The sequence below is a fragment of the Halomonas sp. hl-4 genome (assembly GCF_900215475.1).
Classification (GTDB): Bacteria; Pseudomonadota; Gammaproteobacteria; order Pseudomonadales; family Halomonadaceae; genus Vreelandella.
The window spans coordinates 3932685-3955095 of sequence record NZ_LT907845.1 but is presented as its reverse complement, the minus strand read 5'-3'; the positions used below and the strand labels follow the sequence as shown (position 1 = coordinate 3955095).

22 protein-coding genes, 2 pseudogenes and 1 riboswitch are annotated in these 22411 nt (G+C 52.7%); of the genes and pseudogenes, 13 read left to right on the top strand and 11 right to left on the bottom strand.

The genetic code is table 11. From position 1 onward, the window contains the following. The first annotated feature begins 243 nt into the window (after nt 1–243). From CPH17_RS18485 to CPH17_RS20445, 6 genes and pseudogenes are all read left to right on the top strand, one after another. Nucleotides 244–918: an FAD-binding oxidoreductase gene (locus CPH17_RS18485; RefSeq protein ID WP_096300771.1), complete on the top strand. Its 675-nt coding sequence runs from the start codon at nt 244–246 to the stop codon at nt 916–918. Between the two features lie 252 nt (nt 919–1170). Beyond that, a complete protein-coding gene (locus CPH17_RS18480) occupies nt 1171–1992 on the top strand; it encodes an aldo/keto reductase (RefSeq protein WP_096300770.1) in 822 nt (273 codons plus the stop codon). A 37-nt stretch (nt 1993–2029) separates the two neighbouring features. Next, a complete protein-coding gene (locus CPH17_RS18475) occupies nt 2030–2443 on the top strand; it encodes a hypothetical protein (protein ID WP_096300769.1) in 414 nt (137 codons plus the stop codon). Continuing rightward, nucleotides 2440–3387: an aldo/keto reductase gene (locus CPH17_RS18470; RefSeq protein WP_096300768.1), complete on the top strand. Its 948-nt coding sequence runs from the start codon at nt 2440–2442 to the stop codon at nt 3385–3387. Before CPH17_RS18475 ends, CPH17_RS18470 begins: the two co-directional genes overlap by 4 nt. Beyond that, on the top strand, nt 3384–4055 hold the full coding sequence (locus CPH17_RS18465; RefSeq protein WP_096300767.1) for a DUF6064 family protein: 672 nt from the start codon (nt 3384–3386) through the stop codon (nt 4053–4055). Before CPH17_RS18470 ends, CPH17_RS18465 begins: the two co-directional genes overlap by 4 nt. Nucleotides 4056–4181: 126 nt before the next feature. Beyond that, nucleotides 4182–4283, top strand: a pseudogene (locus CPH17_RS20445) (type II toxin-antitoxin system Phd/YefM family antitoxin); the annotation flags it as partial. Between the two features lie 275 nt (nt 4284–4558). On the opposite strand, the gene CPH17_RS18455 reads toward CPH17_RS20445, so the two are convergent. Further along, complete coding sequence (locus CPH17_RS18455; protein WP_096300766.1) at nt 4559–5341, bottom strand: hypothetical protein; 783 nt, start codon at nt 5339–5341, stop codon at nt 4559–4561. Between the two features lie 66 nt (nt 5342–5407). After that, nucleotides 5408–6346: a hypothetical protein gene (locus tag CPH17_RS18450; protein WP_096300765.1), complete on the bottom strand. Its 939-nt coding sequence runs from the start codon at nt 6344–6346 to the stop codon at nt 5408–5410. Between the two features lie 389 nt (nt 6347–6735). Between CPH17_RS18450 and CPH17_RS20425 the strand changes: the two genes are divergently transcribed. Beyond that, nucleotides 6736–6864 carry a hypothetical protein gene (locus CPH17_RS20425; RefSeq protein ID WP_269457715.1) on the top strand — a complete coding sequence of 43 codons (129 nt, stop codon included), beginning with the start codon at nt 6736–6738 and terminating at the stop codon, nt 6862–6864. Nucleotides 6865–6986: 122 nt separating this feature from the next. On the opposite strand, the gene CPH17_RS18445 is transcribed toward CPH17_RS20425, so the two are convergent. Beyond that, the gene (locus CPH17_RS18445; RefSeq protein ID WP_096300764.1) at nt 6987–7889 is read right to left on the bottom strand and encodes a LysR family transcriptional regulator; all 903 of its coding nucleotides are present in this window, start codon (nt 7887–7889) and stop codon (nt 6987–6989) included. A 74-nt stretch (nt 7890–7963) separates the two neighbouring features. Between CPH17_RS18445 and CPH17_RS18440 the strand changes: the two genes are divergently transcribed. Next, nucleotides 7964–8998 carry an NADP-dependent oxidoreductase gene (locus tag CPH17_RS18440; protein ID WP_197668829.1) on the top strand — a complete coding sequence of 345 codons (1035 nt, stop codon included), beginning with the start codon at nt 7964–7966 and terminating at the stop codon, nt 8996–8998. 253 nt (nt 8999–9251) lie between these two features. Here CPH17_RS18440 and CPH17_RS18435 read toward each other — a convergent pair whose 3' ends face one another. Then, nucleotides 9252–9590, bottom strand: a complete 339-nt coding sequence (locus tag CPH17_RS18435) for a low molecular weight protein tyrosine phosphatase family protein (RefSeq protein ID WP_096300763.1) — start codon at nt 9588–9590, stop codon at nt 9252–9254. A gap of 145 nt (nt 9591–9735) precedes the next feature. On the opposite strand from CPH17_RS18435, the gene CPH17_RS18430 reads away from it, so the two are divergent. Beyond that, the gene (locus CPH17_RS18430; RefSeq protein ID WP_096300762.1) at nt 9736–10041 is read left to right on the top strand and encodes a type II toxin-antitoxin system Phd/YefM family antitoxin; all 306 of its coding nucleotides are present in this window, start codon (nt 9736–9738) and stop codon (nt 10039–10041) included. Between the two features lie 3 nt (nt 10042–10044). Here CPH17_RS18430 and CPH17_RS18425 read toward each other — a convergent pair whose 3' ends face one another. The 5 genes and pseudogenes from CPH17_RS18425 to CPH17_RS20320 form a co-directional block, all read right to left on the bottom strand. Beyond that, nucleotides 10045–10650 (bottom strand): porin family protein, encoded by a 606-nt coding sequence (locus tag CPH17_RS18425; protein ID WP_096300761.1) that lies wholly within the window; start codon nt 10648–10650, stop codon nt 10045–10047. Between the two features lie 332 nt (nt 10651–10982). Next, nucleotides 10983–11750 (bottom strand): CPBP family intramembrane glutamic endopeptidase, encoded by a 768-nt coding sequence (locus CPH17_RS18420; RefSeq protein ID WP_172898707.1) that lies wholly within the window; start codon nt 11748–11750, stop codon nt 10983–10985. Between the two features lie 43 nt (nt 11751–11793). Continuing rightward, nucleotides 11794–12693 (bottom strand): LysR family transcriptional regulator, encoded by a 900-nt coding sequence (locus CPH17_RS18415; protein ID WP_096300760.1) that lies wholly within the window; start codon nt 12691–12693, stop codon nt 11794–11796. Nucleotides 12694–12806: 113 nt separating this feature from the next. Further along, nucleotides 12807–13811 (bottom strand): IS3 family transposase, encoded by a 1005-nt coding sequence (locus tag CPH17_RS18410; protein WP_231896491.1) that lies wholly within the window; start codon nt 13809–13811, stop codon nt 12807–12809. Further along, nucleotides 13778–13927 (bottom strand): annotated as a pseudogene (locus CPH17_RS20320) (transposase); the annotation flags it as partial. The gene CPH17_RS18410 and the pseudogene CPH17_RS20320, both read right to left, overlap by 34 nt. Nucleotides 13928–13998: 71 nt before the next feature. Between CPH17_RS20320 and CPH17_RS18405 the strand changes: the two are divergent. Continuing rightward, nucleotides 13999–14820 carry an SDR family NAD(P)-dependent oxidoreductase gene (locus tag CPH17_RS18405; protein WP_096300758.1) on the top strand — a complete coding sequence of 274 codons (822 nt, stop codon included), beginning with the start codon at nt 13999–14001 and terminating at the stop codon, nt 14818–14820. Nucleotides 14821–14961: 141 nt separating this feature from the next. Here CPH17_RS18405 and CPH17_RS18400 read toward each other — a convergent pair whose 3' ends face one another. After that, nucleotides 14962–15912 (bottom strand): hypothetical protein, encoded by a 951-nt coding sequence (locus CPH17_RS18400; RefSeq protein ID WP_096300757.1) that lies wholly within the window; start codon nt 15910–15912, stop codon nt 14962–14964. Between the two features lie 796 nt (nt 15913–16708). Beyond that, nucleotides 16709–17350 (bottom strand): hypothetical protein, encoded by a 642-nt coding sequence (locus tag CPH17_RS18390; protein WP_096300755.1) that lies wholly within the window; start codon nt 17348–17350, stop codon nt 16709–16711. 253 nt (nt 17351–17603) lie between these two features. Next, nucleotides 17604–17760, top strand: a riboswitch (TPP riboswitch). Nucleotides 17761–17848: 88 nt separating this feature from the next. Here CPH17_RS18390 and tenA point away from each other — a divergent pair. From tenA to CPH17_RS18375, 3 genes are all read left to right on the top strand, one after another. Then, nucleotides 17849–18532 (top strand): thiaminase II, encoded by a 684-nt coding sequence (tenA, locus tag CPH17_RS18385; protein ID WP_096300754.1) that lies wholly within the window; start codon nt 17849–17851, stop codon nt 18530–18532. Between the two features lie 31 nt (nt 18533–18563). Continuing rightward, entirely contained in the window at nt 18564–20468 is a 1905-nt protein-coding gene (gene thiC / locus CPH17_RS18380; protein ID WP_096300753.1) for a phosphomethylpyrimidine synthase ThiC, read from the top strand. Between the two features lie 169 nt (nt 20469–20637). Further along, complete coding sequence (locus CPH17_RS18375; RefSeq protein WP_096300752.1) at nt 20638–22317, top strand: hypothetical protein; 1680 nt, start codon at nt 20638–20640, stop codon at nt 22315–22317. Nucleotides 22318–22411: the final 94 nt, after the last annotated feature.

Here is a 22411-nt window from a genome sequence, read left to right as displayed (position 1 = left end):
GGCGTGTTCGACAATAAAAGCTGCGTTATCCACGGGTAGCTGAATAGTGATGTTCATCTTTTTTCGACATCGATAGGTTTCCCTTTTAGTACGCTGATGAAACTCTCTATCACCGTGTTCGCATGTTCAATACGCTGCGTTATCTATGGCACCTCCTTGCGTTTAATGCCTGGTTTTGCAACGTGCCGCTCTCGCGGCCAACATTAAACATTGCAACCTATCGATGAGAGACATAAGGCACGTATGGACCATACACTCGAAATCCAGGAAATCCGCAGTCTCACCCACGATGTCAAACAAATACGCCTTGCCAAGCCTGAGGGATACACCTTCACACCTGGCCAGGCGACCGAGGTAGCGGTCAACCGCGAAGGCTGGACCGACGAGAAACGGCCGTTCACGTTTTCTTCACTCGTATCGGATCCGTGGCTTGAGTTCGTCATCAAGATCTATCCGGACCACGAGGGCGTCACCCAGCAGATTGGCCAGCTCAAGGAAGGGGACTCGCTGATCATTGGCGAGCCCTGGGGCACTATCGAATACAAGGACGAGGGCGTGTTTCTGGCGGGCGGTGCCGGGGTGACGCCTTTTATCGCCATTCTGCGCGACCTGCATCGCAAGGGCGAGATCGGCAGCAACCAGTTGATTTTCTCCAACAAGACCGAACGGGACATCATCCTCAAGGAAGAATTCGAGACGATGCTGGGAGATCAGTGCATCAACGTCATCACCGACGAAAAGCCGTCCGGCGACCACATCTTTACCGATGGTGTGATCGACAAGGCCTTTCTGACTTCGCATATCAAGGACATGAGCCAGGCCTTCTACGTGTGCGGCCCGGACCCGTTCAACGAGAGCATCATGGCAGCTCTGAAAGAGCTGGGCGCCAACCCGGACGCGCTGGTATTTGAAGAGTAGCCGGTCTTGATACGCACTCTGAGCTGAGCGCCCCATTGTCAATGCCGGATTACCGATTAACGGCAACCGGCAGCTACGTGGTTAAGCCTCTAGACCGTGCGGATCTGGCAACATGCCGATATCGAAGGTACGCTGTTTTGGATTGATAGAGTGCCTGAGATCTAGAACGAACCGGTATACGTATGATGCTGGTGCAAATCTATGAACCGCGATGGCGGCAGGCAGTGCAGTATCACATCAGGCGATAGAAAGATGCAGACATTAGAGCTAGGCGGAGAAAGCGTACCCCGTGTCGGCCAGGGCACTTGGCATATGGGCGAGAATGCCGGGCAGCGGCAGGCTGAGATCAGAGCGCTGCGTGAAGGTCTCGATCTGGGCATGACGCTAATCGATACCGCCGAGATGTATGCGGAAGGCGGCGCTGAAGAAATCGTTGGCCAAGCCATCCGTGACCGGCGCGATGAGGTGTATCTGGTCAGCAAGGTCTACCCCCACAACGCCAGCAGCCAGGGTGTTCAAGCCGCCTGCGAGCGCAGCCTGCGCCGATTGGGCACCGACACTATTGATCTGTACCTGCTTCACTGGCGGGGCCAGTACCCGCTTAGCGAAACCGTGGAAGCCTTTGAGCGGCTGCGCGAACAGGGCAAGATTCTGCGCTGGGGCGTGTCGAACTTTGACGTTGACGATTTAGTAGAGCTCGACGCGCCCGCGTGCGCCACCAATCAGGTGCTCTACAACCCCGGCGCACGCGGCATTGAAGTCGACCTACTGCCCTGGCAAGCACAGCACAACATGCCGCTCATGGCCTACTGCCCCATCGGCCAGGGCGGCGCGCTACTGCATGACGCCACCCTGCAACGCATCGCCGACAAGCACAGCGCCACCCCCGCGCAAATCGCCCTCGCCTGGGCACTGCGCCACCCCGGGGTGATCGCTATTCCCAAAGCCGTGAATCTGGATCACCTCAAACAAAACGCCAAGGCAGATACCGTCAGACTCGACGACGATGACCTGGCCCAGATCGACGCCGCCTTTCCTCCGCCAACGCGCAAGCATTCCTTGCAGATGGTGTAAGGCCAGGCCGTCAACGGCCCAGTACTGGAGCGATGCCATGTCACTGCCCGCCACGCCACCCAATGCCTGGATCCGCTTCCTCGCCCATTTGTTATTTATCCTCGCGGCGTGGACGCTGTTCATCAAATACCTGTTCCCCATTGGCTACGCGCTGGCATACGGGGAGCCCTGGGCGCGGTATATCTATTGGGATCTCTGGCCAGTGGCCCACGTCTGGCTAGGCTGGGCGCTGCTCAAACAGCCCCGCTACACGCGCGCATTGGCGGTGGGCATGTCCGTTATTGAAATCCTCATCATCGCCACCCTGTTCGTGCGCTTTCTCAATGACCCTGAGTGGTCAATCTGGCGCACCAACTGGTTTGTGAATAAGGTATTTGTGCTGACATGCTTTGTACTGGTGTTGGCTGCCACGCTGCCGATTCAGAAAAATCGGAAGGAGCGACCGCTATGAACCCTCTCATCAAGCATCGCCTCACGCGCCGACAAAACCTCAAGCTCATGGGGGCCACGCTGGCCGCCATGATGTTGCCAAGCGTACCGCTGCTTGCCGACACCGACGGGATGCACCGGAAGACCCTTGCGGGGAGTGACAAAAAGCTGCCCGTGATTGGCATGGGCACCTGGCGCACGTTCAACGTTGGCAGTGACGAGACGCTGCTCGATGCGCGCACCGAGGTGGTGAAGGCCTTTTTCGAACATGGCGGCGGCCTGATCGACTCCTCGCCCATGTATGGCTCGGCGCCGGATGTGATGGGCCATGCCCTACAAGAACTCGGCACGCCCGAAAGCCTGTTTGCCGCCGAGAAGGTCTGGAGCCCCGCCGGTGGCTCCGCCCGGGAGCAGGTGGCGGAGCTGAAAGACCGCTGGACGTTGGATCACTTCGACCTGGTGCAGGTGCACAACCTGACCGACTGGCGCGATCACCTGGCCGCGCTGCAGGAAATGAAGGCCAAAGGCGTTATCGGCCATGTCGGCATTACCACCTCCCACGGGCGCCGCCACGACGAGGTGGAGCAGATCATGTCATCTGAGGATATCGACTTCGTTCAGCTCACCTACAACATCACCCACCGCGAGGCCGAAAACCGGCTACTGCCCCTGGCAGAAGAACGGGGCATCGGTGTGATCGCCAACCGGCCGTACGATGGCGGCAGCCTGATCAAGAACCTCAAGCGCCGTGACGCGGCATTGCCCGAATGGGCCAACGAGGAATGCGGCTGCAACACCTGGGCGGACTTTCTGCTGAAATTCATCGTCAGCCATCCGGCGATCACCTGCGCGATCCCCGCCACCACCCAGGTCGAGCACATGCGCGAGAACATGCGCGCCGGCCACAGCACCATGCCCTCCTCCAATGCCCGGCAGCGGATGGCTGATTATATTGAGTCGCTATGAACGCTTGGGCAAGTTACCGGCTACAGGACTTTATTCCCTTCACGGCGGAGGTGTACTTCCGCCTGCTGGAACGCATGGGCGAAACCTTCTGGCCGCTGCATCTGCTGACCCTCACCCTGGGCGCCGCTAGCCTTGCGCTGGCATTGACACACCGCACACGACTCGCCTGCCTGCTACCCGCCCCGCTATGGGCCTTTGTCGCCGTGGCATTTTTCATTCAGCGCTATGCAGAGCTCAACTGGGCCGGGGGCTATGTTGGCTACGCTTTTATCGCCCAGGCAGGGCTGTTGGTTGTGATGGCGCTAACGGGATGGGGAATAGACAAAACCTCACGCCGCACAAGCCCACCCGTCGTCATTGGCACCGCCATCGCCCTCTTCGGCCTGGTCATCCTGCCGCTGGTGGCGCCGCTGAGCGGTGGTTCCTGGTACCAGGCAGAAGTCTTCGGCATCCATGCCGATCCCACAGCAGTGACCACGCTTGGCCTGGTGCTTATTCTGCTACGAGGGTTCGCCCTTTGGATCGCCGTCATCATCCCAGCGCTCTGGCTGGTCGTGTCAGGCCTGACTCTGCAGGTGATGGGTTCGGCGGGCGGCGTCGTGCTGTTTGCCGTATTGGTGATTGTGTTGGTTGGTCTGATTTGGAAAAACATAAAGCAAGAGCGATAACGTCGTAGCAACGATGGAATTTCGTCCATCTGGGGAATAAATTTACACTGTCTAGTAACGGGTGCTCCTTGCTAACCCTCGTACAAACTTTGTACTCTCCCACCTCCATCAGTCCCGACTACAATTGCTGTGGTAATGATCTCTCTCGAAGACTATGAGGCGATGCAAGAGACAGCCTATCTCCTACTCGCAGTAAAGAACGCCCGCCGTTTGCTGGAATCCGTTACCATGAAAAGGAACTTCTTGAATGAAGCGATCTGCCTCGATGATTTTGGACACCTCGTTAAGCAGACACAACCGCTTAACGAGGTTAACCTATATGACCAAGTAACAACGCAACTGGGACTGCACGAGCCTTAGATCTATAGTTGACCCTCCGCATCTAGGAAAAAGGCCCATTTCTTAAGACATGAAGTCGAGCTGACCACTGAAAACGCTCAACTCAAGAGCGAGCTTACAAAGCTAGGAACGAGTAGCAGGAATAATATGTGTGTATTTTCATATTAGTTTTTGTCAGAGCAGATTTGTGTTGCAATTATAAGAGAGTAGCTGATGACAAAGTTATAACAAGCTTTTAGCAGCTCACATTTTATTTGGTAGTCCTCTATACCTGAGTCAATTACCTCACCATCGTGGACGTATTGATTTCTGACTGCATATGCAACACTCATAATATTCACCGGGGTTATTTCTGGTCCTGTAGTTAATCTATTATATGACTCCAACAAGTATCCTTTTTGACTCCCCAACGACTTTGACTCTAAATAAAAAATATAGTCCTGGACACTTTCACGGGCATTTTTTCTCAATTTAAATATTGAGTTTAGATATTTCTTGAAAGTAGACATCTCGTTTTCAAACAAAAACTCTAAATATGCGTCACGTATTTTCGTCTCATTAAAAAACCCTGGCTTGCCATAAGGTTTTTGTGTATTGCAAAAGTCTTTGGGCATTGCCAAGGCGTCTTGAATTGAATCAGCCACACTAAATTTATTTTTATTTTTTGGCTTTTCAGTTTTATAACCATAACTTGAGGCTATTTTCAATATTTCTTCATGAACAAACCAACTTTCAGACAACTTAAGCATAAATACATAAGTTTCTAATTCATCACTACTAAGCGTATTATTTTCAAATGAATATTTGCATGACAAAATCAACTCAATCCTTGATATGAAATTCTTAACTTCCAACTTCAACTCGTCAGAGGTTTCATCTATTGAAGTCTTAAAGTAATTGTATATATAACTCTGATTCTCGACTTGTTCTTCATAATTTAAATTCATGTATTTTCACTTCATTCCAAGAGACTATAATGCTGCACTCTGCAGCTCGTTATTTGTAATTTATTGCTAGCTATTTTCTGGCTTTCTGTTAGTGGTACCTTCAAGACGATTCATAAGTATAGATTTAAGCTCACTAATGTTTTTATACTCTGGACAATTGTATGCAGCTAAATCAAAGTGTATTGTAGTACCTGCCTTTCTATAAAGAATCACTCTTCTACCTAGAGAATGGGCATAGCCGATCTCGTAATAGACACTTGGTCGCTCATTCGTCAAATCTCCAAGCAAGAATTCGCTGGTTTTTATTTCTTCAATTATTCTCTCAGTTATCACATCTTCATGCTCTATTTCATCCGCTCTAATAGCGCTAATCCCATACTTAGAAAAGCATTCTTTATAGGCTGCATAAATATCCTCATTGTCGGGAGCATTCTTGTCTATTGGCATCATAATAAAAGCGGTATTGGGCCGATATGACTGAGATAAGTTTGGATTTTTTGAATGTAAACCATCAGGGATATTTGCAGGTGTTATTTTTAAAAGCTGTGTAATACCCATCAGCAGATCAACACATTCAAAGAATTCTTCACGAGCATCATTAGGGGGGTTACTTTTATCTTCTGACTGGCCTGGGGGGCTCACTCCTAAAACAGCGCCTTCATCATGAAGCACCTCTATATCCCACGCACTAAATTTTCTCAGCTTGAGAGTCGCCCGCATTCTTTTTACACATCTCCGGACATCTTTCTCATCAGACTCATCAAGAACTGGAGATGCTTTAAGGGTAGGTATAAACAAGGCAATTACGTTTAGTAGCGTTTCTTGCGTTTTCTGAGACAGAATCCGACTTTCCTGTGTCAATTTATCCCAATACAAATTTCGACCTTCATTAAAAACCCAATACGGATCAACCTCTTCACCGCATTCGTCTAATGCCATATCAAAAAAAATTGTCGCTTCTTTAATCAACTTTTCCATTCCAGTTGAAATTTCTTTTGTGTCCATTTTTGATGACTTCTCATGCCTGGGCTAACAATGATGATATACCCGGCTACATAACTCAATGAAAGTGCAGATACGTTCATTGAGTTATGTAGCCGCCTTGATCAAATCTACCTCACTGACTCCCTTGTAAGCAAAGATAAATTTGGCAATATATCAAACATGTACGCGCTTACGCGATTTGAAATCTCTAATAATACCCTCCCCACTCGCATCTCCCCCACCCGCCTCCTAAATTCTACCAACGAACAGCTTGACAGGGTGCAGATGAATCCGGCTGAGATGGCTCGGAGTGATCAATTAGCTGCCAAGCGCTAGTCCCGCTGAACCTGATCCGGCTAATGCGCTGCTCACATAATGAGCGGCGCGTGTACCGGCGTAGGGATCAAGCGATGGCCACGGCTTCATTTCACGCCACATTCCGCGTCATTCCCTCGATTTTTCTCGCCTGCCTCCGGATCATTACTACCGGAGGCATCATGCGCTACCGCTTTACCGATCTCACCACCGCCTGCCAGTAAGATGGGCGAGCTTTTATTGAGCACGATATTGGACTGTTGCGAAGCGCTGAAACACTGCCGAAAGCGATGTAAAACTGCTGTTCGCTGATTCCAGAGGTTTGTGTGTATCAAGTGTTAGGTATTCAAAGTCTTTCGATCAACATATCGATAAAGGCGCGTACAGCGGGGTTGGTGCGCCGACTCTGCGGCCATAGTGCAACGATATTATGCCGTTCTACGTCGAAGTCAGGCAGGATGGGTACCAGTTCCTTTCGCCTAACCCGCGGTGCAGCCATGAAACTTGCAGCCATTCCGATGCCTGCACCCGCTGTCATAGCGACGATGACAGCTTCGCTTGAGTCAACGATGACAGAGGAAGATGGCACTATCTCGACCTCCTTCTCGCCGATCAGGAAAGGCCAGCGAAAAAGTTGTCCCGTACTTTGGTAACGCAAATTGATCGTTTCGTGCCCCACCAGTTCATCTGGATGCTCGGGAGCACCATACCTAGCCAAGTAGTCTGGCGAAGCGTAGCAAGAGAGCCTGTAAGGTGAGAGTCGCCTGGACAAAAGTGACGAATCCGCAAGTTCACCGATCCGTACTGCAAGATCAATGCCCTCTTCAACCATACCGACGATGTGGTCGCTCAGCCGCAGGTCGATCGCTACCTTCGGGTAGCGTGTTCGAAAATCCGTAATAGCAGGAGCAATCAGATGCAGTCCCAGTGGAAGTGATGTCGCAATTCGTAACGTGCCTGCGGGCTCGGTACGAGCAGACTTGACCACCTGCTCTATCTCTTCTGCTTGGCGCAGCAGCTCTAGCACACGTCCATGCAAGTCGCGGCCCTCGGCCGTGAAAGACAGAGATCGTGTCGTGCGAGTAAAAAGAGAGACGCCGAAGTGACGCTCCAACCGCTGAATGCTTTTGCTTATCGCAGAGGGCGAAACAGACAACGAGCGCGCCGCAGCGGTGTAGCTGCCTAATGAACCGGCGCGTGCAAATGCGATAAGGCCCGTGAGGCGTTCTAATCCAATTTGTTCTTTCATGGAACAATTAAAACGAATCTACGCACCATTATCAACGGCAAGGAACTTTCTTACTATTTGCCATGTAACCATTCATGAGTGAGATTGTGATGAACGACATGATGAAAGCAGTGCAGTTGCATAGTTTCGGTGACCCAGAGGTCTTGCTTTACGAAGATACGCCCCGACCCGCAGTACAAACCGGTGAAGTGCTTATCCAGGTTCGTGCGGCAAGTCTTAACCCACCAGACCTTTACCTGCGCGACGGCTATCGGGCGCTACCTCCAGAATGGCAGCCTAGCCCACATTTCCCGTTGATATTGGGCACTGATGTGTCAGGAGTCGTTGCTGCCGTCGGCGACGGGGTTTCCAAAGTCAGCGTAGGTGACCACGTCTTTGCAATGGTGCGTTTTCCCGAAGACCTGATGACGGGCAGCGGCGCCTATGCCGAATATGTCAGCGTTCCTGAAAGCCACCTGGCGTTGAAGCCAAAGGGCATTTCTCATGTCGAGGCAGCAGGTGCCCCGATGTCACTGCTTACTGTCTGGCAGTTTCTGGTGGATCCTGGCCACAACCGACTAAACCCATTCCAGGCATTCCAGCATGTGCCTGTCCCGCTCGAAGGCAAGGCCGTCTTGATCAATGGAGCTGGCGGTGGCGTGGGGCATCTAGCGGTTCAAATCGCCAAATGGAAAGGGGCACGCGTGATCGCGGTTGCTTCAGGTAAGCATGAAGGGCTTCTTCGTGAGCTGGGTGCTGACGACTTCATTGATTACACCAAGGCAGCCGCCGAAACGGTCGCACATGACGTGGATCTGGTGCTTGACGCTGTGGGTGGTTCGAACATGGGACGCTTCCTCAGCATTATTAAACCAGGCGGCTCGCTCTTTCTGGTCAACCCCTTGGGCTTTTCTGCCAGGGATGAAGCCCACAGGCTAGGAATTACGGTTTCCTCACTACAGGTGCACTCAAACGGAATGCTGCTGGCGCAGGCCAGTCGCTTACTCGACAACCGTACCATTCGGATCGTGATCGACAGTACCTATTCGTTGGCAGAAGCACCGGCTGCGCATCAGCGAGCTATGCAAGGCGGCGTTCAAGGCAAGGTCGTGCTTGTCGTTAAAGAGTAAATTGTTGCCGCCGATCACAGTAATTTCCGGGGTTGAAAGCATCTGAAGCATCCGTTCGGTTTGCTCGATACCGAAGTGTGGCAGCCTCGCAAGATATCTTGCTGATTTGAGGTCACCAGTATAGCTTTCAAAGATTGAAGCGATATCCTCGGGCTTATGGTGCCTTAATGTCAGCCTTTTTGAAGCAGTTATCATATTTGTTGGCTTAACGCCCCAGCTCAGCTGCATCGCTTCTTGGCGGTGGCTAACCTAGCTATTTTTCGACTGTCGCTAACCGCACATACTCTGGCACCCTTTCCTTGAGCAATTTGATGAGTTCGGGCTGCATGAATTCGTAGTGATCGGGGATATCCAGACAGACCAGCGGCTTTCCCTTCAACACGTCCTTGTACGTACTGGCGACTTCATCCTGGTGGTGCTTTTCCATCACCAGAATGATATTGGCCCACTCAATCAAGTCCCGGGAAACAGGCGTTTGCGCATGTGCCCCTGTCCCAGCGCCGATCGCCTGGATACCGGGATAAGCTGAAAAGACATTTTCCGCCGTTGGACTGCGTAGCCTATTTTCGCTGCAGATGAATAGAAGGTTCATAGGCGCTCCCCGGACACATAACATAGGACTTTGTGGCAATTCTGGCGCCACGAAGCGGTGGGAAACCGAACACTGCGCAGTCGATTGTCAAACCTCGTAACGTTCGACATTCTGTACATTAAACATCCCGCTCAGGAGCGACCTTATGGATGCCATCAGCTACACGGCCGCTAGAACCAATTTAGCAAAAACCATGGAGCAGGTCTGTGAAGACCATTCACCCATGATCATCACCCGCAACAAAGCGCCGTCCGTGGTAATGATCTCTCTCGAAGACTATGAGGCGTTGCAAGAGACAGCCTATCTCCTGGGTACACCTAAGAACGCCCGCCGTTTGTTAGAGTCCGTTGCCGAGCTGGAGCAAGGTGCTGGTCTGGAAAACAAACTTCTTGAAAACAACAGCGCCGGGGCGAGCCCCGGCGCTGATATCGCCCATAACAAAACAAATTGACGGTTAGAAGCGGAAACCGGCTGATGCGGTAAAGGTATCGATCTTGTAGTCGCTGTCGAAGTCGTAGCGCTCGTATTCAGCACGAACCAGGAAGGGATCGAAGTTGAACTGCGCGCCGACACCGTAGACCGGATCGGTGCCGTCCTGATCTTCAAGATCAACGCTAGCATCGCCAAGGTTACCGTCGACGTCGGTTTCCCACTTGGCCACACCGGCCTTGGCGAAGGCGGTAAACCAGGGGGTGATAGGCAATTGACCGACCAGACTCGCCCCATAGGCGTCGGATTCCAAATCGGTATTGGCACCACTGTTACCTTCTAGGCGCGTACGACCCAGATCGGCATAGAAGATTTCGGTAGCGAAGTAAGGATTGAACTCGTAGCCGACGAAACCTTTAAAGACGTTGTCTTCGTCATCATCCACATCAAAGTCTTCAGCGCCATCGGAGATGAAATCGTCGACATCGTCGTTGTCGTTCTCCAGCGAGCTGAAACCGGTACCGATGCCCAGATAGAGCCCATCAGCATTGGGTGCGGCGAAGGCCGACGGTGCCGCGGCGAGCAGAGCGGTAGAGGCAAACGAGGCGGTAAGTAGGGTTCTGAGTTTCACGTGTATTCTCCTTGTGACGACTTGCTAAGAACGATTCTATGAATCGTCATGGTATTGAAAGGCGATCCTGCCTTGACTCAAGCAATGTGACAGTCGTTTGATTGGCACGTATCAAACATAGGCAGAACACTGTTCGAAAACAAGGAAGATTCGGTTACGGCAGGTAAGTTTTTGTTGGAAAAAGCGCCTCTACCGGGAATCTAGAGGCGCTTCGGTCATCGACTCAGAGCGGAAAACAGTTCGTTTTTAACGTCGGCGATCAGCGGCGCCGGCTAGCGGTGCAACTTTTGTGAAAGCGAAAGGTGTGACGCTTTCTGGCGCCCCCTGCATTGTTATGCCACTACAATGCTAACGACATGGCTCACCACATGCGCAAACGCGTGAGCGATAATCGCCGCCTCCAAGCCGTATCGCCAGAACAGGTAGCCGAAAAGCACCCCAAAGACAGCGTTCGCGCCGACGACGAACGCCGCCACGTCAGTGGTCAACGCCCCAACCTGCGCTGCGGCAGTTGGCAGGTGACCTGCGCCAAATAAGAGTGCGCTTACGACAATGGCGAACCAGATGTAGACGATCTGTGGTGTACCTTTTCGACGTTGTAAGAGTCGCCACGCCATCCAAACCAGCACCGTCATTAGCCCCCACCGTAAAAGCAACTCCTCCGTGATACCGCCATAGAGAACGCGAGCAACGAGTGGCACGGTGAACGGCTGTTCCACGTCAGCAAGCTCCGCAGGGGCGTAGCCGCCAATCGCAAAGAGCCCAAGCCCTCCCAGTAACCCGCCGAGGAGCCCGGGTAAGAGTTGGGGTCGGAGTGCTGCGGCTACCGACTGACGGGTTACCGCTGCCTCAAACGCGGGCGCACTGAGGCCAACCTTCGGTGCAAGCAACACACCCAACCACACGACAAGCGCCACAAGTAGCCCGCTCTGCGCGATGCTCGCCACCAAAACCAACCACGAGGGTAAAGGGAGTGACGCGTCGCCCAACACCTGGGGAAGTACCGTGATGGTTAAGGCAACCACACCGAGCATGCCTGCCAGGAACAGGAGCAAGCCGAGCTTGAGTCGCGGAAATCTGATGGTGTCAATCATAGTCATAGGCACATCCTGTGGCTCATTATCCCGCGATAACCCTACCCTATTAACTCAACGAAACCACGTCGCGCAGTGCATTCTTGAAGTGTGTGAAGGCGGACGTTTGCTGTCGGCGACTCGGATAGTAAAGGTAGTAACCAGCGAACGGCTCACACCACTCTTCCAGCACACGTACCAGCGCACCGGACGCTATTTGACTGCTCACTATGTCCTCAAGGATGTAAACAACGCCGTACCCCTCGGTTGCCGCGGCAACCATCAAATCGCTGTCGTTGAAAACTGGGCCTCGACCAGGCTTAACGGTGAGGCTGCGCCCATCCTTTTCGAAATCCCAAGTTGATAGCTCCCCGCTGCGATTTCTAAAGCTGATGCAGGCATGCTGGGACAGATCGGAAGGCTGTTTTGGTGTGCCGTGTTGCGATAGATAAGAAGGCGCGGCGACAACAGCGACCCGCATCCGGGGGCCAATTGGCAGTGCCACCATATCGTTCTCAAGCCTTTCACCCAGTCGGATGCCAGCGTCAAACCCACCTGCGATGAGATCCACGAAGTCGTTTTCGACGGAGACTTCGATTTCAATACCCGGATGCTGGCGAATCAAAGAACTCAACGCTGGCCAGAGAATCGTGTCGGCTGCGTGTTTTCCGGCACTCACCCTGACAGTACCGACCGGTTCATCGCGCTGGCTGGCGAGCGACTTGATTTCGTTGGTCACCTCATCGAGTGCGGGCGAAAGCTTTGTCAGCAAACGGGCGCCAGCATGCGTAGGCGAAACGCTGCGCGTCGTGCGCGCCAGAAGCCTGATCCCAATGTCTTCCTCCAACCGCTTGAGCGTTTGGCTGAGCGCCGACTGAGTGACGCCCAGCCGCTTAGCGGCGCGCGTAAAACTGCCTTCAGCAGCGATGACGCGGAAAACTTCCAGATCGCCGAGTAGGCTTGGGCGCATTCGTTAGCTCTCCTTATAGACCCTATAACTAATAAGCAGATTATCATGATTTATTAGAGGGCCTACTATGTAACAACATTATAGATAGGAGCACCTCCGACGTCACCCCATCTTCAGTAGCACCCGGGTTTAGAGTCAGAAATAACTTTATCGTGTTTTACCACCAGTTGCTCGGCATAGGCTGACGGTGTCAGCCCTCCAAGACTCTTCTTCGGTCTTTCTTCGTTGTACTCCCGCCGCCATGCCTCGATGACAGCCTGGGCGTGTTGAAGGCTGGTGAACCAATGCTCATTTAGGCATTCATCTCGAAAGCGCCCATTGAACGATTCGATGTAGGCGTTTTGGTTGGGTTTTCCAGGTTCGATTAAAAACAGGGCAACGCCACGTAGATGCGCCCATGACAGCATGGCGCGCCCACAGAACTCCTTTCCATTATCCGTACGAATGGCGCTCGGTAGGCCACGTTGTAGGGCCAGGTGATCCAGAATACGTGTTAAAAACAGTCCGCTAATGGCACGTTCAGGCACGATCGCCACGGCTTCATGGGTGGCGTCATCGACAACCGTGAGGCTCTTTATCACTCGTCCGTCTGCCGTCCGGTCAAACACAAAATCCATTGACCAGACCTGATTGGCAGCCCCAGGGCGACCAAGTGGCTTTCGCTCAGACATGGGAACCTTCTTGCGCTTGCGACGCTTCACCTGCAAGCGAGCTTCCGCATACAGACGCTCAACACGCTTGTGATTGACCGGTTCTCCGGCCTGACGCAGCTTCAGGTAGATCATGCCAGCGCCATAGCGGCGATGCCGGTGTGCCAAGGCAACAATGCGTTCACGCAATGTCTCATTGCGGTCAGGGGCCGGCTGGTAGCGCAATGCACTGGCACTCATACGAATGACACGGAGCGCTCTGCGCTCACTCAGGCCACGTGACACCATAAAGCGCACCACGTCTCGGCGTGCCGGGGCGCTCACCACTTTTTTCTCAGCGCCTCGCGAGTGACCTCCATTTCCAGTAGCGACTCTGCGAGCAGCTTTTTCAAGCGTCCATTTTCGGCTTCGAGTTCTTTGAGTCGCTTGGCATCGGGGACGCTCATGCCGCCAAACTTGCTCCGCCATAGATAGTAACTGGCTTCTGAGAAACCGTGCCGACGGCATAGCTCTTTGATGGGCAGTCCCGCTTCGGCTTCGGCCAAGAAGCCAATGATCTGTTCTTCGCTGAAACGCTTCTTCATGTCCAATCTCCTTACCCATAGGATCGGACTCTAAAGTGTAGCGCTACTCAATCAGGGGGTGACGTCGCCTCATGGCTAGAAACTGGCTCGTCACCGGCGCAAGCCGTGGATTAGGTAGGGAGATCGCCCGTGCGGCGCTTGCTGCTGGTGAAACGGTCACCGCTACGGCTCGGTCTGCCAACGACGTTACGGAAGCACTTGGATCAAACAGCAGACTACACGCGCTGGCACTCGATATTACGGACGAAGATGCGGCTGTCGCCGTGGCACAGGAGGCAGTGGAACTGGTTGGCACGATCGACGTGTTGGTCAACAACGCTGGCCAAGCACAGCTCGGCTGGTTCGAGACGATCAGTAGCGCACAAGTGCGGCGCCAGTTCGAGGTGAATGTCTTCGGCACGATGAACGTTACCCGTGCTGTGGTGCCACACATGCGTGCACGCCAGTCAGGCCTCATTGTTACCATCTCCTCTGTTAACGGCCTGCTCGCCAACCCGGGAGGCTCCATCTACGCATCGTCAAAATTTGCAGTTGAGGGCTGGATCGAGGGATTCGCACAGGAACTGGCTCCCCTCAATATCAAATCAATGGTGGTTGAGCCGGGAATGCTGCATACGGATTTCCTTGACGACAAATCAGCCGAGCACGGTGATATCGACGTTGCCGATTATGCAGAAGCGACCCGGCAGTTCCGCTCGTTTATCGCGGCCGCCAATCATAACCAGCCTGGTGACCCGGCCGTTCTCGCAGAACGAATCGTCTCCCTCGGCATGTCGAACAAGCCACCCGCCCGTTTCGTCTTTGGTGACGATGCACAGGAGTGGGCCACCGATAAGGTAAATCGTCTCAAAATGGAGGTCGAACAGTCGGTTAATATCGCGAACGGAAATTAAATCAATGGAACCGGAGTCATTGATTTTGTGGCCATCTCCACTTAGTAAGGCAATGAGCAGCTGGCCAGCAAGCGTTACCCACCTTTGCGGCACAACGCAGCGCAGCGAAGGTGTGTCCGACAACAGCATTTTGTTAGCACCTCAAAAAGGTTCATTGTTATCTTCCCACATCATGCTTTCCACTTCGGATTCTATATCTATATCGAAGTATTCAACCGCATCATAATGGCTCGTGGACACATAGGTATTTCCAAGTCCGCATGCAACTAACTTTGAGTAGCCTGCTATTTTTAAGCCACAGGCAACACACTCGAAAGATGAGGGAAGCATTGTTTGTTTCTCAATGATCCCATCCTCATCAACGGTGGTTTTAGGGGCGCCAGTAGACCTACCTTGAACGAGCGCGGTACTTCCACATGCCGGACAGGCTACTCTATGCCCAAGATGTCGAGTTGACAGCAGCTCCGCCTGTTTAGATAGCTTTTCTCGTTCTTCTTCTGGCTTTTCTTCCCAGATCGTTTTGTGGGCATTTATGGTACCTTTTACGGATTTTGCACTTTCGTCCTCAAGTGCCTGGATATGTTGCTCTGCTTCTTCTGCGATATCTTCGCCAACGAGAGTCTCCAGTGACTCGCCAATTTCTTCAACCAACACTTTGCAAACAGAATAGAACATAGGCAACCATGATGAAGACCCAACACCATCAAATGGAAGCGCGCCAGAGTGTAATTCGCTGTTCCTCTTATTTATGTGTGCAACACTAAAATTAAGCATTTCTCTAGTAAAACTTGAGAAAAGTCCCTCCGCACGCTTAAGCAAGTCTGAAATGTCGGAAGATTTCGGATTGAACTTTTGTTGGTTGGGGTCGACTCCTACCGCATATAAGACATTATTCCAATCTTTTCCATCAGCTAACAAAGCTGGAGAAATATTCGCAATAGATGCTCGAACCAGCATTTCAAGCGTAAGCGCTGACCAAAACCCAAACTCCCAATCAGAATGATTTTTATCTAACATGATATCTGCGTAACGCTGCGCCTTCGAGTACAGCGCGTCCTTGGACCATTCATGGGCCGTTCTTTGTACTGTCAAGTTTCAACTCCTCTAAATAAACTCGCTCAACTATTCGGTTCATCGAATTTCTTCCGACAGCGCTCCTACCATGAAGCACTCTCCAATTATCAATAAGTAAACATTTTCCATGCTTATCAAGGCAAATTGACTCAGGAGCCCTAGAAATTATCCGTTCTTCAATTCGCTGTTTTAATGCCTCAGCCGATCTATTGACCGGCTTCAAAAAAACTGAATCCCATCTAAACAACTCTCCGTTGACAATTTTTAGGACGTTGGCCGATCTATCTAATCTTTTCCTCGGCATAAAGTGGGACCGGCTTAACGCTTCCTCAGACTCCCCTTGCAACAATTGCTGATGATCAAGGATCTTTGTAACCACTTCACTTGTTGGTTTCACGCACCGAAGAAGAAAATACCTCGGGGGAATGTACCAATGCGCCAGGTCCGTATGTAACGGAAACTCATTCAGACCAAAATTACCGCTGTATGTATTAGGGTATTCATTTTCTTTGATTCGTGGTGTCAGCGTTTGAATCAAAGGCATAGCAGGGGTTTTGATCGGGCGCCCAATTCTTTTGGCGACCTCAAGCGTAGTCTCCTCTGGGTCAGAATCGAACAGAAAATATCCATCCCTAATCATATTCACGTCATTTCTCAAGAGACTCGACCCAAAGTACTGACGCCCGCTTCAGCTGCGCCTAATACGGAGCGGTTTTTGTGTTAATGTTTGAGCACAGCGAGTAACGCAAAAAACGCGTACTGTTTGGCGTCAGGCTGCAAGCGTTTGTTCGGCTGGCATTGTCGGTTAGACATATTAGGCTTTAACAGCACCACTGCTAACAAATAGTTTGCAAAGCTTAGTGGGAAGAATAGCTCCTCCATCTAAACCGCCATTATTTTGCCCTATGCCCGCATTTACAAAAGCTAACAATGTAGGCTCTTCCATTTTTAAAGACTCATTTATATCTGCTTTGGAGAACTCTTCTAATGCTGCTAATTCAAAAGTCGGAACTCTCTCGAGTGCATGTAACATATGACGAAGCTCAGTGAAGGAAATTTCGCCCTTTGCGTAAGCAACGAAACACCTAGCGGAAAGCTCAGGCTTTACTTCACTTTCCATTCTGTCAAGGATTTCAATTAAAGTTGCACCCAGCTTACCAGCAAACTTATCATTCTCATTAAGCTTGTCAATCATTTCCGTTCTTTCGTCAATCGAAATTTCCGAAATCTCGCTTAAAAACTTTATTATTTTGGTCGCTAGCATCTGATCTCTTATGGTTCCGGTAACATTAAACAGCCCCACCACTGAACTAACAAAAGGTATGTCTTTTAGCACTCCCGATTCAAGAGCTGTATCTATACCAAATTCTAAATAATCTTCACCTAACTTTTCTACTGAATCGGATTTAAGTACATTAACAACTCCCTCGCCACGTCCCGTAATCTTCTTATTCACACCTGCCCCCAATTTAACTATGGTTCGGTTTTTTTAAGCCTAACAATAAATCTACACCCCGCTGCAAAACCTCAATGAACGCGACGGCGCATTGATTGAGGTTTTACAGCCACCAATTGACTCTACCCCATTGATTCTGCTGGTGGCAAAGTGAATTTTGAAGCAGATTTAAAATTCGCGTGCTTGTGCGATTATCCATCTCCAATCAGCCCCCCTTGCATCTCCCCCACCCGCCTCCTACACTCCACCAACGAACAGCTTGACGGGGTGCCGGTGATATCCGGCTGAGATGGCGCAGGGCGAGCATTTTTGCTGCCAAGCGCTGGTCCCGCTGAACCTGATCCGGCTAATGCGTTGCTCATATAGCGAGCGGCGCGGGTACCGGCGTAGGGATCAAGCGATGGCCATGGCTAGCTCTCTCACGATCGCACGCCACCTTTAGGGCCATTTCCTCGATCTCTCCCGCCTGCCTTCCGGATCATTATCACCGGAGGCATCATGGGCTACCGCTTTACTGATCTCACCACCGCCTGCCAAGACGATTGGCGCGCCTATATTGAGCACGATTTTGTGTGTCAGTTGGGCACGGCGACGCTGCCTGAGGCGTCGTTTCGCCACTACTTAAAGCAGGATTACCTGTTTTTAATCCACTTCGCCCGTGCCTACGCGCTGGCCGCCTATAAAAGCCCTACCCTTGCCGATCTTCGACAGGCCCATGAAGGCTTGAAAGCCATTGTGGATGTGGAGTTGGGCCTGCATGTGGGCTTTTGCCAGGAATGGGGCATTTCCGAGCAGGAACTGGCTGAGCTTCCCGAAGCCAGGGCGACGCTGGCCTATACCCGTTATGTGTTAGATACCGGCAACCGTGGCGACCTGCTGGATTTGCACGTGGCACTGGCCCCCTGCCTGGTGGGCTACGGCGAAATCGCCAACTGGCTAAACGCCCAGCCTTCTACGCTGCGCGGCGCGCAAAATCCCTATGACGCCTGGATTGCCATGTACGAAGGCGACGAGTTTCAGGCCGCCATGCACGCAGAGCTTGAATGGCTCAACGCCCGCCTTGCCGATGTCACCCCCGCCCGTTTTGCTGAACTCAGCAAAATTTTCCGCGATGCCACCCGCCTGGAAATCGACTTCTGGCAGATGGGTTTAGCGCTAATAGACCAAGACCTGACAGCTTAATGCAGCACCACAACAACCTATGGAGACCGTAATGACTAAGTCCGTCAACAATAGAACCAGTCACTTTTTAGCCGAAACCGCCCAGGTCGATGCCGCCGCCATTGCGCCGCTGCCCGGCTCGCGCAAGGTTTACGTGGAAGGCTCGCGGCCCGATATTCGCGTGCCGTTCCGGGAAATTTCACTGTCGCCCACCAAAACCACCGGCATTGATGAAGAGAACCCGCCGCTGCTGGTGTACGACACCTCCGGCCCCTACACCGACCCAGAGGCTAACAACGATTTACGCAAAGGCTTACCCGCCCTACGCCGGGCCTGGATTGAAGAACGCGATGACACCGAGTTTCTCACCGGCCCCACCTCCGAGTACGGTAACCGCCGCGCCAACGACCCCACCCTTGCCCAGCTGCGCTTTGATTTAACCCGCACTCCACGGCGGGCCAAGCCGGGTAAAAACGTCACTCAGCTTTATTACGCGCGACAGGGCATTATCACCCCAGAAATGGAGTTTATTGCCATTCGCGAAAACCAGCGCCGCCAGGCGTTAGGGTCTGAAGAAGTGGAGCGCATTCTGGGCCACCAGCATAAAGGTCAGAGCTTTGGCGCCAGCCTACCAGAAGAGATCACACCCGAGTTTGTGCGCGATGAAGTGGCTCGTGGCCGGGCGATTATTCCCAATAACATCAACCACCCGGAAAGCGAGCCGATGATTATTGGCCGCAACTTCCTGGTCAAGATCAACGGCAACCTGGGCAACTCCGCGGTGACGTCTTCCATTGAAGAAGAGGTTGACAAGATGACCTGGGGTATCCGTTGGGGCGCAGACACCATCATGGATCTCTCCACGGGGCAAAATATCCACGAAACCCGCGAGTGGATTCTACGTAACTCGCCAGTGCCGATTGGCACGGTGCCCATCTATCAGGCGCTGGAAAAGGTCAAAGGCGTGGCCGAAGACCTCACCTGGGAAGTGTTCCGGGATACCCTGATCGAGCAGGCCGAACAGGGCGTGGACTACTTCACCATTCACGCGGGCGTGCTGCTGCGCTATGTGCCACTCACCGCCAAGCGGGTCACCGGCATTGTCAGCCGCGGCGGCTCGATCATGGCCAAGTGGTGTTTGTACCATCACCAGGAGAGCTTCCTGTATACCCACTTCGAGGAGATCTGCGAGATCTGCAAGCAGTACGACGTGGCGTTCTCCCTCGGCGATGGCCTGCGCCCCGGCTCGGTGGCGGATGCTAACGACGAAGCGCAAATGGCGGAGCTTAAAACCCTTGGCGAGCTGACCCACATTGCCTGGAAGCACGATGTGCAGGTGATGATCGAAGGCCCCGGCCATGTGCCCATGCATCTTGTTAAAGAGAACATGGACAAGCAGCTGGAGTACTGCGATGAAGCGCCCTTCTATACTCTCGGCCCGCTAGTCACCGATATCGCCCCCGGCTACGACCACATCACCTCGGGCATTGGGGCGGCGATGATCGGCTGGTTTGGCTGCGCGATGCTCTGCTACGTCACGCCTAAAGAGCACCTGGGCCTGCCCAATAAAGACGACGTTAAAACCGGTATTATCACCTACAAGATTGCTGCCCACGCAGCGGACTTGGCCAAGGGCCACCCGGCGGCACAGCGGCGGGATAATGCGCTTTCCAAGGCGCGGTTCGAGTTCCGCTGGGAAGACCAGTTCAATCTGGGTCTAGACCCGGACACCGCCCGGGAATACCACGACGAAACCCTACCCAAGGACTCCGCCAAGGTAGCCCACTTCTGCTCCATGTGCGGGCCGAAGTTCTGCTCCATGAAGATCAGCCACGAAGTACGCGAGTACGCTGCCGAACACGGCCTAGACGGCGATCAGGAAGCCATCATGAAAGGCATGGAAGAACAGGCTGAAAAGTTCCGCAACAAAGGCAGCGAGCTTTATCAGGAGGTGTAACGAAGCGGCCTACCGATGGAATGTGACTCTTGAGTTTTAACAAATCTCGAGAGTCACTTTTTACTTAAGGAGAAGATAGTAAAGAAAACTTAGTGTATTATTATCATTTGCTGATTAATTAGATCAATAAACCATCTAAAACCAAAACTATTCAAGGAATGAGTACACGATGAAAACCAAACTTTCCCTGGCGGTTACCCTGGCCCTGGTCAGCGCAGGCCTGCTCAGCGGCTGCAGCGATGATAAAGAGTCAGCCGGGGAGGCATCGACACTGAGTTATATCCCGGCCGATTCTCCCTACTTCATGGCCTCAAGTGACACAATGCCTGAACAGGAGGCCTTTGATCTCTTTCAGCGCATGCAGCCTATGGCGAGCCTTGAGTCTGATCTGGATGAACTGCGCGACACACTGCCCGAGCTAGAAGACGATAAAGTGCAGCATGCGTTGGGGGCGCTGTTAATCGCCATGGGTGAAGAACTGGTAGGTGTAGAATCACTGGAGGATGTGCATGCCCTGGGCCTGAAGATGAGCCCCCAGGTCGCCTTCTATGGGCTGGGCATCCTGCCTGTGTTGCGCATGCAACTGCAAGATGAAGAAGCGTTTCGCGAAACGCTTCAGCGTATCCTGACCAAGGCAGAGATCCATCCCACCACGGCCACCACCAACGGCACAGACTACTGGGTACTGACACCCGAGGCACCAGTCAAGGCGATCCTGGCCATTATTGATCAGCAGTTACTGATATCTGTCGTGCCGCAGGATGCCAGCGACGAGCTGCTAGCGCAGGTTCTGGGTAACGACTTGCCTGACAGCAACCTCGAAGATTCTGGTGCACTGGCAGAGCTTGAGCAGCGCCACGACTTTACCCCTTACGGCGCCGGGGAAGTCGACTTTTCACGCCTGCTTAATGAGCTCAGCTCTCCTTCCCATGCAGGTACTCAGGCATTGATGGACGCCGTTGAGGCAGAGCAATTGGATCTGTCTGCCTGCCAGGCCGATATTGACCGCATCACCAGCCGCTTCCCCGGCCTCGTTATGGGCATGCGTGAGTACAACCAGGACCGCATGGAGATGAATGTCATTCTGGAAACCGATGAAGAGATTGTCAGCGACCTGCGCGCCCTAACGACTCAGGTTCCAGGTCTCGGTAGCACTGAAGGTATCGCCAGCATCGGGATGGGCCTGAATTTACCGTTACTGCTTCAGACGGTTCAGCAATATGCTCAGCAAGTGCGTCAGAACCCCTTCAGCTGTGATGAGCTGCAGGACCTGAACAGCGCCTGGAGCGAAATCAACACGGCGATGAACAACCCGGCCACCATGATGATCGGTTCAGCGCTATCAGGTTTGAGGGCTCGCATCGACAGTCTGACAATGACCAATGGCGAACCCAGCGGCAGCGGTATCCTGACCCTTGCCTCCCCGAACCCTATGGGGCTGGTGACTACCGCAAGCGCCTTCGTGCCTGAACTAGGGGCTCTGGAACTTGAACCAGGCGGAGACGCCAAGCAAATCGAAAGCATGATGCTGCCGCCAGAAACACCGGCACTGCATGCTGCTATGTCTAACAATGCCATTGCCTTGGGCGCTGATATCAGCGATCCGGCCTCACTGCAGGAAGCGCTGGAAGCCCCTGCTTCAGAGCAAGACCTACTGCTTCATGGTCACCTGACTAGTGAGTTTTATCATTCGCTGGCCGATGTCATGGAGCAGGTTTCTTCCGACGAGGTATCAGCATCTGATATTGACGTCGTCAGGCAGTATGCTGACATCTACAAGAATATGGAGTACTGGCTCCGAGTCGATGATGCAGGCGTCGAAATGAGTTTTTCGGCGGAATTGGAATAAGACCTAGCGGCCATTGCCGCCAGCAATAAAACCCGCTGACGGTTATACAGAGGACCGTTAGCGGGTTTTTCGTTGTTAGCCTCGTTGTTTTATG

Coding starts and splice junctions, on each gene's coding strand:
- CPH17_RS18485 (WP_096300771.1), top strand. CDS start 244: ATGGACCATACACTCGAAATCCAGGAAATCCGCAGTCTCACCCACGAT.
- CPH17_RS18480 (WP_096300770.1), top strand. CDS start 1,171: ATGCAGACATTAGAGCTAGGCGGAGAAAGCGTACCCCGTGTCGGCCAG.
- CPH17_RS18475 (WP_096300769.1), top strand. CDS start 2,030: ATGTCACTGCCCGCCACGCCACCCAATGCCTGGATCCGCTTCCTCGCC.
- CPH17_RS18470 (WP_096300768.1), top strand. CDS start 2,440: ATGAACCCTCTCATCAAGCATCGCCTCACGCGCCGACAAAACCTCAAG.
- CPH17_RS18465 (WP_096300767.1), top strand. CDS start 3,384: ATGAACGCTTGGGCAAGTTACCGGCTACAGGACTTTATTCCCTTCACG.
- CPH17_RS18455 (WP_096300766.1), bottom strand. CDS start 5,341: ATGAATTTAAATTATGAAGAACAAGTCGAGAATCAGAGTTATATATAC.
- CPH17_RS18450 (WP_096300765.1), bottom strand. CDS start 6,346: ATGGACACAAAAGAAATTTCAACTGGAATGGAAAAGTTGATTAAAGAA.
- CPH17_RS20425 (WP_269457715.1), top strand. CDS start 6,736: ATGGCCACGGCTTCATTTCACGCCACATTCCGCGTCATTCCCTCGATT.
- CPH17_RS18445 (WP_096300764.1), bottom strand. CDS start 7,889: ATGAAAGAACAAATTGGATTAGAACGCCTCACGGGCCTTATCGCATTT.
- CPH17_RS18440 (WP_197668829.1), top strand. CDS start 7,964: ATGAGTGAGATTGTGATGAACGACATGATGAAAGCAGTGCAGTTGCAT.
- CPH17_RS18435 (WP_096300763.1), bottom strand. CDS start 9,590: ATGAACCTTCTATTCATCTGCAGCGAAAATAGGCTACGCAGTCCAACG.
- CPH17_RS18430 (WP_096300762.1), top strand. CDS start 9,736: ATGGATGCCATCAGCTACACGGCCGCTAGAACCAATTTAGCAAAAACC.
- CPH17_RS18420 (WP_172898707.1), bottom strand. CDS start 11,750: ATGACTATGATTGACACCATCAGATTTCCGCGACTCAAGCTCGGCTTG.
- CPH17_RS18415 (WP_096300760.1), bottom strand. CDS start 12,693: ATGCGCCCAAGCCTACTCGGCGATCTGGAAGTTTTCCGCGTCATCGCT.
- CPH17_RS18410 (WP_231896491.1), bottom strand. CDS start 13,811: ATGGCGGAGCAAGTTTGGCGGCATGAGCGTCCCCGATGCCAAGCGACT.
- CPH17_RS18405 (WP_096300758.1), top strand. CDS start 13,999: ATGGCTAGAAACTGGCTCGTCACCGGCGCAAGCCGTGGATTAGGTAGG.
- tenA (WP_096300754.1), top strand. CDS start 17,849: ATGGGCTACCGCTTTACTGATCTCACCACCGCCTGCCAAGACGATTGG.
- thiC (WP_096300753.1), top strand. CDS start 18,564: ATGACTAAGTCCGTCAACAATAGAACCAGTCACTTTTTAGCCGAAACC.
- CPH17_RS18375 (WP_096300752.1), top strand. CDS start 20,638: ATGAAAACCAAACTTTCCCTGGCGGTTACCCTGGCCCTGGTCAGCGCA.